Annotated in this window: 16 protein-coding genes and 1 pseudogene; 9 read left to right on the forward strand and 8 right to left on the reverse strand. The window is 72.1% G+C overall.

Annotated elements, in window-relative coordinates; translation table 11 throughout:
* Window positions 1–1059: lytic transglycosylase domain-containing protein (locus G3I65_RS23730; protein ID WP_160698052.1), on the forward strand; the 1059-nt coding region annotated here is incomplete at its 5' end.
* Window positions 1056–1316 carry a hypothetical protein gene (locus G3I65_RS23735; RefSeq protein ID WP_309235657.1) on the forward strand — a complete coding sequence of 87 codons (261 nt, stop codon included), beginning with the start codon at window positions 1056–1058 and terminating at the stop codon, window positions 1314–1316. The genes G3I65_RS23730 and G3I65_RS23735, both read left to right, overlap by 4 nt.
* Window positions 1317–1406: 90 nt before the next feature.
* Here G3I65_RS23735 and G3I65_RS23740 read toward each other — a convergent pair whose 3' ends face one another.
* The gene (locus G3I65_RS23740) at window positions 1407–2177 is read right to left on the reverse strand and encodes a TetR/AcrR family transcriptional regulator (RefSeq protein WP_160698053.1); all 771 of its coding nucleotides are present in this window, start codon (window positions 2175–2177) and stop codon (window positions 1407–1409) included.
* Between the two features lie 60 nt (window positions 2178–2237).
* On the opposite strand from G3I65_RS23740, the gene G3I65_RS23745 reads away from it, so the two are divergent.
* A complete protein-coding gene (locus tag G3I65_RS23745) occupies window positions 2238–2651 on the forward strand; it encodes a DUF1992 domain-containing protein (protein ID WP_160698054.1) in 414 nt (137 codons plus the stop codon).
* On the opposite strand, the gene G3I65_RS23750 is transcribed toward G3I65_RS23745, so the two are convergent.
* Both G3I65_RS23750 and G3I65_RS23755 read right to left on the reverse strand, forming a co-directional pair.
* The gene (locus G3I65_RS23750; protein WP_160698055.1) at window positions 2634–3278 is read right to left on the reverse strand and encodes a membrane protein insertase YidC; all 645 of its coding nucleotides are present in this window, start codon (window positions 3276–3278) and stop codon (window positions 2634–2636) included. The genes G3I65_RS23745 and G3I65_RS23750 overlap by 18 nt on opposite strands.
* 58 nt (window positions 3279–3336) lie before the next feature.
* Window positions 3337–3609: a DUF6412 domain-containing protein gene (locus G3I65_RS23755; RefSeq protein WP_125313040.1), complete on the reverse strand. Its 273-nt coding sequence runs from the start codon at window positions 3607–3609 to the stop codon at window positions 3337–3339.
* Between the two features lie 69 nt (window positions 3610–3678).
* Here G3I65_RS23755 and G3I65_RS23760 point away from each other — a divergent pair, with 69 nt between their 5' ends.
* From G3I65_RS23760 to G3I65_RS23780, 5 genes are all read left to right on the forward strand, one after another.
* On the forward strand, window positions 3679–4800 hold the full coding sequence (locus G3I65_RS23760; protein WP_166640487.1) for a metallophosphoesterase: 1122 nt from the start codon (window positions 3679–3681) through the stop codon (window positions 4798–4800).
* A 92-nt stretch (window positions 4801–4892) separates the two neighbouring features.
* Entirely contained in the window at window positions 4893–5537 is a 645-nt protein-coding gene (locus G3I65_RS23765; RefSeq protein WP_160698056.1) for a DUF998 domain-containing protein, read from the forward strand.
* Window positions 5534–6325, forward strand: coding sequence for an alpha/beta fold hydrolase (locus G3I65_RS23770; RefSeq protein WP_160698057.1), 792 nt, complete (start codon window positions 5534–5536; stop codon window positions 6323–6325). Before G3I65_RS23765 ends, G3I65_RS23770 begins: the two co-directional genes overlap by 4 nt.
* Before the next feature lie 14 nt (window positions 6326–6339).
* Window positions 6340–6858, forward strand: a complete 519-nt coding sequence (locus tag G3I65_RS23775) for an O-acetyl-ADP-ribose deacetylase (RefSeq protein ID WP_160698058.1) — start codon at window positions 6340–6342, stop codon at window positions 6856–6858.
* 28 nt (window positions 6859–6886) lie between these two features.
* Window positions 6887–7534 (forward strand): HAD family hydrolase, encoded by a 648-nt coding sequence (locus G3I65_RS23780; protein WP_160698059.1) that lies wholly within the window; start codon window positions 6887–6889, stop codon window positions 7532–7534.
* Here G3I65_RS23780 and G3I65_RS23785 read toward each other — a convergent pair.
* Window positions 7520–7987, reverse strand: coding sequence for an NUDIX domain-containing protein (locus G3I65_RS23785; RefSeq protein WP_160698060.1), 468 nt, complete (start codon window positions 7985–7987; stop codon window positions 7520–7522). The genes G3I65_RS23780 and G3I65_RS23785 overlap by 15 nt on opposite strands.
* 114 nt (window positions 7988–8101) lie before the next feature.
* On the opposite strand from G3I65_RS23785, the gene G3I65_RS23790 reads away from it, so the two are divergent.
* Window positions 8102–8539 carry a DoxX family protein gene (locus G3I65_RS23790; protein ID WP_160698061.1) on the forward strand — a complete coding sequence of 146 codons (438 nt, stop codon included), beginning with the start codon at window positions 8102–8104 and terminating at the stop codon, window positions 8537–8539.
* 111 nt (window positions 8540–8650) lie between these two features.
* Here G3I65_RS23790 and G3I65_RS23795 read toward each other — a convergent pair whose 3' ends face one another.
* From G3I65_RS23795 to G3I65_RS23810, 4 genes and pseudogenes are all read right to left on the reverse strand, one after another.
* On the reverse strand, window positions 8651–9253 hold the full coding sequence (locus G3I65_RS23795) for an ATP/GTP-binding protein (RefSeq protein ID WP_004561734.1): 603 nt from the start codon (window positions 9251–9253) through the stop codon (window positions 8651–8653).
* Window positions 9234–9605, reverse strand: a complete 372-nt coding sequence (locus tag G3I65_RS23800; protein ID WP_004561733.1) for a DUF742 domain-containing protein — start codon at window positions 9603–9605, stop codon at window positions 9234–9236. The genes G3I65_RS23795 and G3I65_RS23800 overlap by 20 nt, the downstream gene beginning before the upstream one ends.
* A complete protein-coding gene (locus G3I65_RS23805; RefSeq protein ID WP_086859064.1) occupies window positions 9602–10015 on the reverse strand; it encodes a roadblock/LC7 domain-containing protein in 414 nt (137 codons plus the stop codon). The genes G3I65_RS23800 and G3I65_RS23805 overlap by 4 nt, the downstream gene beginning before the upstream one ends.
* Window positions 10015–10277, reverse strand: a pseudogene (locus tag G3I65_RS23810) (histidine kinase); the annotation flags it as partial. The pseudogene G3I65_RS23810 and the gene G3I65_RS23805, both read right to left, overlap by 1 nt.

The following is a 10277-nucleotide window of genomic DNA, read 5'->3' on the forward strand; positions in this document are numbered from 1 at the left end:
CAGCCCGCGCCGGTCGTGGTCGCCGGCACCGGCAACGCCCTCCCGGACCAGGCCGCGCCGCTGCAGCCGCCGAACATCGTCATGCCGCCCATCGCCGTCGACGGCAGCCTCCCCCAGCCCCCGCTGCCCACGCCGCTGGTCGTGCCGGGCGGGCGGGCCGGCTCGGCGGGCATCTCGGGCACCCTCGGCATCCCGGGCAGCATGCTCAAGGCGTACCAGAACGCCGCCGACATCCTGGCCAAGGAGCAGCCGAACTGCCACCTGGACTGGGCGCTGATCGCGAGCATCGGCCGGATCGAGTCGAACCACGCCCGCGGCGGGTACGTCAACGCGAACGGTGACACCCTCGAACCGATCCTCGGCCCGGTGCTCAACGGCGCCGGCGCGTTCGCGGCGATCCCGGACACCGACGGCGGCAAGTACGACGGCGACGCCGTGTGGGACCGCGCGGTCGGCCCGACGCAGTTCATCCCGTCGACGTGGCGCGGTTACGCCTCCGACGGCAACGGCGACGGCGTGTCGAACCCGAACAACGCCTACGACGAGGCGCTGGCCACCGCGCGCTACCTGTGCTCGGGCGGGCTGGACCTCTCGACGGACGCGGGGCAGCGCATCGCCGTGCGCCGCTACAACAATTCGCAGTCCTATGTGGACACGGTGATGGCGTGGGCCGCGGCCTACCGGGGCGGGGTCGCCCAGCTCCCCGACAGCCAGGTGCCGATCGGCGCGCCCGACGCCCCGGACGCCGCCGCGGCCGGTGCCCCGGTCGGCGTCCCGGCACCGCCCGCGCCCCCGGTGACCGCCCAGCCGCCGGGCTCGCTGCCGGGCACGTCGACGCCGCCGGGCAGCACGACCCCGACCACGTCGCCGACCACACCCACCACGTCGACTTCACCGACCAAGCCGACGACTCCGACCACGGACCCGACGCCGCCGTCCACCAGCACGCCGCCGCCGACCAGCACCACCGCGGCACCGGTGACGACGACGTCGAGCACCACCCCGGCCGACTCGGCGGCCACCCCGACCGAAACCACCTCGACCACCCCGGCGGGGTGAGCCCGGTGGAGCCGTTCCTGGTGCACATCCGCTGCGACACCGACGGTTACACCCACGCGGTCACCGAAGACGAGTTCGCGGCGGGCCGGCGCGACGGGCGATTCCGGGCGGTCTGCGGTCACTTGGTGCTGGCGGCGCCGATGATCGAGGCTCCGGGCCGGTTCGACCCGGTCTGCCGCGATCTGCTGCGCGGCGACTCGACGGCCGAGGTGCCGCGGCAGGAGCGACGCCGGTTGCGGTGGCGTAGCCGACGTTAGCCGACCAACGCCTCGACGCCGCCGAGCATCCCGTTCACGAAGGCGGAGTTCCCGAGCAGGAGCGGCGCCGGTTGCGTGGCGCAGCCGCCGCTAACCGACCAGGGCCTCGATCCCGTCGAGCATCCGGTTCAACCCGAACTCGTACCCCTTCTCCCCCTGAGCCTCGGCGCTCTGGTCGAACCCACCGCCCAGCCAGATGCGGTTCATCGCCGGGTGGGCGTCGACCACGAAGTAGTCCTCCCAGAACGATGACCGCTGGTGCCACCAGGCCTCCGTCGACTGGCCGGTGCTGCGCTCGAGCCGGGTGTTCTCCGCGCCGAGTGCGGCGTTCGCGTCGACGTACGTGCCGATCGCGGCCGCCGCGGCGACCGCCTGCCGCGGGGGCAGGCCGAGGGCGTCCACAATGGACAGCAGGTACTCCTGGCCTGCCAGCTGCCCCGGGCCCAGCGGCGGCCGGACCCGCGACACCTCGCACAGCCACGGGTGGGCGCGGTAGGCCGCCCTCGTCCGTTCGGCGTAGAGCGCCACCTGCTCGCGCCAGTCCCCCGAGCGCGGCTCGCCCGGCCCCGGCAGCCGGCGCTCGACGAGCACGTCGTCGACCATCAGGTCCACCAGCTCGGCCTTGCCGGGCACGTACGTGTACAGCGTCATCGTGCCGGCGCCGAGCTCCTTCGCAACCCGGTGCATCGACGCGGCGGCCAGCCCGTCGGCGTCCGCGACCCCGATCGCGGCGGCGACGATCCGCTCGACCGTCAGCGTCGGCCGGCGTCCTCTGGTCGGCTCGGCACTGCTGCCACGGGCGCGCCAGAGCAGCGCGAGTGTGCGGTCGACGTCATCGGCGCCACTGCGTTCGACGGTCATGCGGTCCCCTCGCTCCTCCCCCGGAGATTACCCTGGAGAGCAGCGAGGGGGTGTGAGCCGATGGACCGACGCAAGCCGCCCAAGGTGTCTTTCCGCTGGTGGGTCGACCGGCAGATCGACGAGGCCCGCGACCGCGGCGACTTCGACGACCTGCCCGGCACCGGCAAGCCGCTGCCGAAACCGACCGGCAACGACGCGGCGACCGACTGGGTCCTGCGCGAAGTCCGCAAGGGCGGCCACGACACGAAGGCGCTGCTGCCGCCGGCGCTCGCGCTCAAACGCGAGGTCCAGGACCTGCCGGAGACGCTCGCCGCCGAGCGCGCCGAAGCGCGGGTGCGGGAGGTCGTGGCCGACCTCAACGAGCGGATCCGGCAGGCCTACCTCAACCACCACACCGGCCCGCCGCTGACGGTCGCGCTGGTGGACGTCGAAGAAGCGGTCCAGGACTGGCGGCGGTCACGAGCGGCGTCGTAGCAACGCGCGTTCGGCCGCGGTCCACGCCGTCGTCGTGAGCAGGTAGAGGCCCGCGGCCTGGGGCAGGACCAGGGTCGCCAGCACCGTGCCGTACGGCAGCAACCGCAGGAGTTTCCCGCCCGGCGCGTCCGGCTGCGGTGCTTGCAGGCGGACCGAGAACCACGCCACGACCGCGAGCCCGGCCGCGATCACGAACACCAGCGGGCTACCGGACAGGCCGTGCGCGCCCAGCGGCGTCCCGAGCAGCGTCGCGCCGAGCAGCGAGTTGGGCTCGCCGCCGATCACCGGCGTCGTGAAGAGCCGGTACATGATCGTGAAGAACGGCAGCTGCAGCAGCATCGGCAGGCAGCCGGTGAACAGCGACGTCCCGGACTCCCGCTGCAGCTTCGTCATTTCCGCGGCCAGCCGGTCGCGGTCCTTGCCGTGTTTCTCCTGCAAGGTCCGCAGCTGCGGCAGCAGGGTGGCCCTGGCGCGCTCGCCGCGGGCCGCCGACCGGGCGAGCGGATGCAGCAAGAGCCGCACACCGAGGGTGAACACGACGATGGCCAGCGCCGTCGAAAATGGGCCGGTGAGGGCGTGGATCAGGTGGTACGCGCCGGAAACGGGCACGTCGAGAAAACCGAACACGGGCAGCACTCCGCACGAGTGGAAGGAATGGGGGCAGGCGGAATGGCTGCGGTTGGACTCACGCAGCCGTGCTGCGGAACCCGGGTGCTCGTGGCCTGCTGCGGCCGGGACGGCCGGGATCGCGGAGCCGGATCGACTCGGCGCGACGGGCCCGGCGGCGCAACGCGGTGACGCGGCTGCGCACCGGCGCCGACCACAGCGCCAGCTCGCTGCGGTGCGTGCTGCTCACCAGCAGCACGACCAGGAGGCTCGCGGCGGCGAGGGAGGCGAAGGCGACCAGCGCGCTCGGGCCGGTCACGACGGGGAACGCCAGCTGCAACAGTGTGTGCACGACGCCCCCCCTTCCTTTCCCACCAGAGTAGCGAAAAGCTAACAGCCCGATGGGCTGTAACCTGGTTCGATGAGAGGGCAACTCGTCGTCGTGCCGATCCTGGCCATGCTCCTGCTGTACGGCGTCCCGTGGTGGACGCTCGTCCTGGCGCCGGAGTGGGGCCTCGCGGGCACGATCGCCGGCACCGTCGTGCTGGCGGCGGGACTGGTCACGATGCCGGTCGCCATGTTCCGCGGGCACGCCAAGCGCCAGAGCGACGCCTCCGCGCGCCTCGGCGACTCGCTGCTCGCCGTGATCTGGGTGCTGTTCAGCTGGTCGATCCTGAGCCTGGTCCTGCGGGTCGCGCTGCTCGGCGTCGACGACCCGCTGCGGTCGCGGATCGTCGCGGGCGCCACCGTGCTGGTGGCCGCGGGCCTGCTCGTGCACGGCAACCGCGTCGCGATGCGCGTGCCGCCGGTGAAGCGGACCGACATCGTCATCCCGCGCCTGGGGCCGGGGCTGGACGGCCTGACGATCGCCGTGCTGACCGACACCCACTTCGGCCCGATCGACCGGACGAAGTGGTCCGAGCAGGTCGTCGCGGCGGTGAACGCACTGGAGGCGGACGTCGTCTGCCACGCCGGCGACCTCGCCGACGGCGCGGTGGCCAAGCGCCGCAAGCAGGTCGACCCGCTCGGCGGCGTCCAGGCCGCGCTCGGGCGGTTCTACATCACCGGCAACCACGAGTACTTCGGCGAAGCCCAGGCGTGGCTCGACCACATGGAGGGGCTCGGCTGGGACACGCTGCACAACCGCTCGACGCTCATCGAGCGCGACGGCGACCGGATCCTGTTCGCCGGCATCGACGACCCGACCGGCACCGCGTCCGGCCTGCCCGGCCACGGCCCCGACCTGGCCGCCGCGCTGGCCGGCCGCCCCGACGACGTCCCGGTGGTGCTGCTCGCGCACCAGCCGAAGCAGGTGCGCGAGGCCCGCGAGGCCGACGTCGACCTGCAGATCTCGGGCCACACGCACGGCGGGCAGATCTGGCCGTTCCACCTCCTGGTGCGCCTCGACCAGCCGACGCTCTCCGGCCTGACCCGGCACGGCCCGACCCAGCTGTACAACAGCCGCGGCACCGGCTTCTGGGGCCCGCCGTTCCGCGTCTTCGCGCCCAGCGAGATCACGCTCCTCACCCTGCGCTCGGCCTGAGCCGGTCTTCGGCCGGTCCCAGCCGAAGCAGAGCCCACCGACAACTTTTTTTGTCTTGACAGTTCGAATGATCGGATGGCAGGCTGTCCCGCATGACCACCACCACGCTTCCCACCCACGTCACCTCACCCACTCGCACGCTGCTGACCTGCGGAATCCTCGCCGGACCCGTGTTCGTCGGCACCGGCGTGCTCCAGGGCCTGACCCGCGCCGGCTTCGACTTCACGCGGCACCCGGCGAGCATCCTGGCGAACGGCTCCCTCGGCTTCGTCCAGGTCGCGAACTTCCTCGTCACCGGCCTGCTGACCCTCGCCGCCTCGGCCGGCCTCCGCCGTGTCCTCCCCGGCAGATGGGGACCGAGGCTGCTGGCGGTCTACGGCGTCAGCCTGATCTGCGCGGGCATCTTCCGCGCCGACCCGCAGGACGGCTTCCCGCTGGGCACGCCCGCCGGGCCGCCGGTGTCGGTGAGCTGGCACGGCATGCTGCACTTCGCCTGCGGCGGCGTCGGCTTCGCCGCACTGGTCGGGGCCTGCTTCGCGATCGGCTCGCACCTCCCGCCGGCCCGCGCGTGGTACTCGCGGCTCACCGGCGTGCTGTTCCTCGTAGGCTTCGGCGGCGTAGCGTCCGGCTCGGCGAGCCCGGTCGTCACACTCGGCTTCTGGGCGGCCGTGGTGCTCGCCTGGACCTGGCTCGCCACGACGTCCGCCCACCTGATGCCGCGAGGAGAGTCCCGATGACCACGACGATTTCCGCCGACGGCACGAAGATCGCGTACACCCGCACGGGCACCGGCCCCGCGCTCGTCCTGGTCGACGGCGCGATGTGCTACCGCGGCTCGTCCCCGAACGACGCGCTGGCGAAGGAGCTGTCCGCGCACTTCACGGTGTACACCTACGACCGCCGCGGCCGGGGCGAAAGCACCGACACCGGCCCGTACGCGGTCGAGCGCGAGGTCGAGGACCTCGCGGCCCTGCTGAAGGAAGCGGGCGGCGAAGCGTTCCTGTTCGGCATCTCCTCGGGCGCGGCACTGGCCCTCGAAGCGGCCCGCACCCTCCCGGCCCCGAAGCTGGCGCTGTACGAACCCCCGTTCGTGGTGGACGCCGCCCGCCCCCGCGTCCCCGCCGACTACCCGGCCCGCCTCGACGCGGCGCTCGCCGACGGCAAGCGCGGCAAGGCGGTCAAGCTGTTCATGACCGAAGGCGTCGGCCTCGGCGGCGCGACGGTGGCGATGATGCGGATCATGCCGTTCTGGTCGAAGCTCAAGAAGGTCGCCCACACGATCCCGTACGACACGGCGGTGGTCGGCGACCGCCAGGCGGGCGAGCCCCTCACGCCGTCGTGGCCGGAGGTGACGATCCCGACGCTGGTGGTCGACGGCGGCCGGAGCCCGGAGTGGATGCGCAACGGCGTGTCGTCGCTGGCGAAGGTGCTGCCGTCGGCGGAGTACGCGACCCTGCCGGGCCAGACCCACATCGTGAAGGCGGCGGCGCTGGCCCCGGTGCTGACGAAGTTCTTCCTGGGCTGAGGGAAGATCGGCCCATGCGCATCCGGATCCTCGACGCCGACATCACCACCCTCGAGGTCGACGTCGTCGTCAACGCCGCCAACTCCTCGCTGCTCGGCGGGGGCGGGGTCGACGGGGCCATCCACCGCAAGGGTGGCCCCGAGATCCTCGCCGAGTGCCGGAAGCTGCGGGCCGGGCACTACGGGAAGGGCCTCAAGACCGGGCAGGCCGTCGCCACCACCGCCGGGAACCTGCCCGCCAAGTGGGTCGTGCACACCGTCGGCCCGGTCTGGTCGGCCACCGAAGACCGGTCCGAGCTGCTCGCCGACTGCCACCGCAACGCCCTGAAAGTCGCGAACGACCTCGGGGCCAAGACCGTCGCCTTCCCCGCCATCTCCACCGGCATCTACCGCTGGCCCCTCGAATCGGCCGCCGAGATCGCGCTCACCACGGTCCACCAAGCCGACCCCGGCGGCATCGAAGAGGTCATCTTCGCCCTCCGAGGCGCGGAAGCACTCCGCGCCTTCGAGGCTCGTCACACCCCACTTGCCTGACCGATCACCCACCGGGCAGGGTGCAACCGTGCCCACCCGCGCCCTGGTTTTCGACTTCGACGGCACGCTCGCCGACACCGAGTCCGCCGTCCTCCAGTCCTGGCAAGAGGTCTTCCGCGCGCACGGGAGCGAGCTGCCGCTCGACGCCTGGTACGCCGTCATCGGCACCCAGCACACCACGCCCGCCATGTTCGCCCTGCTCGCCGAGCACGCGCCCGGCATCGACCCCGAAGCGCTGCGCCCGAAGTCCAAGGCCCGGGTCTTCGAGCTGCTCGAGACCCTCGGCCCGCGCGAAGGCGTCGAGACCTACCTCGAGACGGCCAAGGAGCACGGCCTCAAGCTCGCCGTCGCCTCCAGCTCGTCCGGGGCCTGGGTCAACCCGCACCTCGAACGGCTCGGCATCGCCCACTACTTCGACGCCGTCCTCACCGGGGACCTGCACAAGGCCAAGCCCGACCCCGACCTCTACCTCGCGGCGCTCGAGGCTCTCAAGACCGGCGCGAACGAGACCATCGCCTTCGAGGACACCCCGCACGGGATCACCGCCGCCAAGGCCGCCGGGCTGACCTGCGTCGCCGTGCCGAACGCCATCACCGAGAGCCTCGACTTCGGGCAGGCCGACGTCGTGCTGCCGTCCTTCACCGCGAAACCCCTCGAGGCGCTACTCGGCGACTGACGCCGGCAGCCGGTCCAGGAACGGCAGCTGGCCCTTCACCAGCTTCTCCCGGGCCACCTCCAGCGAGAACCACGCGACCCGGTCCACCTCGGGGAACTCCTGCTGACGGCCCGAGCGCGGCGGCCACTCCATGGTGAACGTCCCCGGCACGACCGCCACCGGGTCGACGTCGCCCGCCACCGCCCACGCCGTGACGACCTTGCCGCCCGACTGCTTCACCTCGCCGAGCGGGACGTACTCCCCGGACGGCGCCGGCAGCCCCAGCTCCTCGGTGAACTCGCGCCGCGCCGCGGCCTCCGGCTCTTCGTCCGGCTCCAGCTCGCCCTTCGGCAGCGACCACGCCGCCGCGTCCTTCTTCGCCCAGAACGGCCCGCCCATGTGCCCGAGGAGCACTTCGAGGGTCTCGCCCCGGCCGCGGTGGACCAGGAGCCCGGCACTGCGTTTGCCCGCCATCGGCCCAGTCTGCCGAAACCCGCCGAAAAAAATCCGCCGGGGTTGTCGATCCGGGGAGAAGCCACTCGACGCGTAGGCAGAAGGCAAGGAAGAACCCAGGGAAGGAACCCCGCGATGACCACCACCACCGCCCGCGAAACCCAGACCACCACCGCCGCGAAGACCCAGGTCACCGGCGTCGTCACCGGCGTGAGCCGGATCGTGATCTCGTTCCTGTTCGGCTTCCACGGCCTGCAGGGATTCGGCTTCTTCGGCGGGATCGACGGCCAGGGCGGCGGCGTCCCGTTCGGCTCGTTCCCCGGCTGGTGGGGCAGCGTCTTCGAACTCGCCGGCGCCCTGCTGCTGCTCGTCGGGCTCGCCAGCAGGCCCGCCGCCATCCTGCTCTCCGGCGTGATGGCCTACGCCTACTTCACCGTGCACGCCCCGATGGGCCTGCTGCCGCTGCAGAACATGGGCGAGCCGGCCGCGGTCTACTCGTGGATCTTCCTGCTGTTCGCCGCGATCGGCCCGGGCCGGTTCGCGCTGGACACGCTGATCAAGCGACGCCGCTGAACCCGCACGGGCGCGGTCCTGTGAACCTCATTCAGCCGTCGGCCGGCGCAACGGTCACCACTCGCGGCGCGTTGCGGTCCGTAGCGCCGGCCTGACCAGAATGAGGTTCAATCAGTAGCCACCCTGGGCGGCTGCGAGATCGGACCGCGCCATCACGTGTTCCATCAGGCTGGTCAGCACCTGCTTCGTCGACTCCCGCTCGCGGGCGTCGCACAGCAGCAACGGGACGTCCATGCCGACGTCGAGCGCCTGCCGGACCTCCTCGGTCCCGTAGCGGTACGCGCCGTCGAAGCAGTTCACGCCGACGACGAACGGCAGGTTGCGGCGCTCGAAGAAGTCCACCGCCGCGAAGCAGCTGTCGAGCCGCCGGGTGTCGGCCAGCACGACGGCGCCGAGCGCGCCTTCGGCCAGCTCGTCCCACATGAACCAGAACCGGTCCTGCCCCGGCGTGCCGAACAGGTACAGGATCAGGTCCGGGTTGATCGTGATGCGGCCGAAGTCGAGGGCGACCGTCGTCGTGGTCTTCTGCTCGACGCCCGAGAGGTCGTCGACCCCCTCGGACGCGGTCGTGATGACCTCTTCGGTCCGCAGCGGCGGCACTTCGCTCACCGAGCCGACCATCGTGGTCTTGCCGACCCCGAACCCGCCGGCGATGAGTACCTTGACCGCGGTCGCGGTCAGGTTCCGCCGGGGGTCAGAGTTTCCGGATGCCATCAAGGACCGCCTGCAATACGTGTCGGTTGGGGGTTTCCTGGACCGGTGCCGCGGTACGGAACAGCACCAGGTTCTGCTCGATGAGGTCGCTCAGCATCACCTTCACCACGGGCAGCGGGAGGTCGACCCGGGCGGCCACCTCGGCCACCGAGACCGGCCGCTGGCACAGGGCGATGATGCGCGCGTACTCCGGTTCGAGCATGCCCGCTTCGTGCGCGGTGCGCAGGGCGACGACGAGCGTGATGAGGTCGAGCCCGAGCGTGTCCGACCGGGTGCGGCCGCCCGTGACCGCGTAGGACCGGACCAGGGGCCCGGCCTCGTCGTCGAACCAGGCTTCGTGCCGCGCGCTCACGGCGACGTGGGCTGGACGCCGGCCCGCGGGGCCGAGGTGAGTACCTGCCCGACCCGCTTCACCATCAAGTTCATCTCGTACGCGACGAGGCCCATGTCCGCGTCTTCGCGGGCGAGCAGGGCCAGGCACGCGCCCCGCCCGGCCGCCGTCACGAACAGGAACGCGTGGTCCATCTCGACCATCGTCTGGCGGACGTTGCCCCCGCCGAAGTGCCGCCCGGTCCCGCGCGCCAGGCTCTGGAACGCCGAAGCCACGGCGGACAGGTGTTCGGCGTCCTCCTCGGAGAGGTTCCCCGATCGCCCGATGAGCAGGCCGTCCGAGGACAGGACCACCGCCCGGTCCGCCCCGGCGACCCGTTTGACGAGGTCGTCCAGCAGCCAGTCGAGCTCGTGGGCGCCTGAGTTGACCATTACTCGCGCTCTCCGTACCTGTCGTCGTTCTCGGGAAACTCTTCGTCACGGGCCCGGCGGGTGCCTTGCTGGAAGGCGGACAGCCTGCTGCGGGCGGCCTCCGGGGAGTCCAGCCGCACCTCTTCGCGTTCCTGTGCGGGCTTATCTTCCCGCAACTGGGGAACGAGGTTCTGCTGGCGTCGCCGTTGGGGCAGCGGCGGGCGGCCGGGCGCCTCCGGGCGGCGCGGCTGCTGCGGCCGTCCTTCCGGCACGGCGGCCCGCG

Source organism: Amycolatopsis sp. SID8362, assembly GCF_010550475.1.
Classification (GTDB): domain Bacteria; phylum Actinomycetota; class Actinomycetes; order Mycobacteriales; family Pseudonocardiaceae; genus Amycolatopsis; species Amycolatopsis eburnea.

Coding starts and splice junctions, on each gene's coding strand:
- G3I65_RS23740 (WP_160698053.1), bottom strand. CDS start 2,177: ATGACCGTCGAACGCAGTGGCGCCGATGACGTCGACCGCACACTCGCG.
- G3I65_RS23745 (WP_160698054.1), top strand. CDS start 2,238: ATGGACCGACGCAAGCCGCCCAAGGTGTCTTTCCGCTGGTGGGTCGAC.
- G3I65_RS23760 (WP_166640487.1), top strand. CDS start 3,679: ATGAGAGGGCAACTCGTCGTCGTGCCGATCCTGGCCATGCTCCTGCTG.
- G3I65_RS23765 (WP_160698056.1), top strand. CDS start 4,893: ATGACCACCACCACGCTTCCCACCCACGTCACCTCACCCACTCGCACG.
- G3I65_RS23770 (WP_160698057.1), top strand. CDS start 5,534: ATGACCACGACGATTTCCGCCGACGGCACGAAGATCGCGTACACCCGC.
- G3I65_RS23775 (WP_160698058.1), top strand. CDS start 6,340: ATGCGCATCCGGATCCTCGACGCCGACATCACCACCCTCGAGGTCGAC.
- G3I65_RS23785 (WP_160698060.1), bottom strand. CDS start 7,987: ATGGCGGGCAAACGCAGTGCCGGGCTCCTGGTCCACCGCGGCCGGGGC.
- G3I65_RS23790 (WP_160698061.1), top strand. CDS start 8,102: ATGACCACCACCACCGCCCGCGAAACCCAGACCACCACCGCCGCGAAG.
- G3I65_RS23795 (WP_004561734.1), bottom strand. CDS start 9,253: ATGGCATCCGGAAACTCTGACCCCCGGCGGAACCTGACCGCGACCGCG.
- G3I65_RS23805 (WP_086859064.1), bottom strand. CDS start 10,015: ATGGTCAACTCAGGCGCCCACGAGCTCGACTGGCTGCTGGACGACCTC.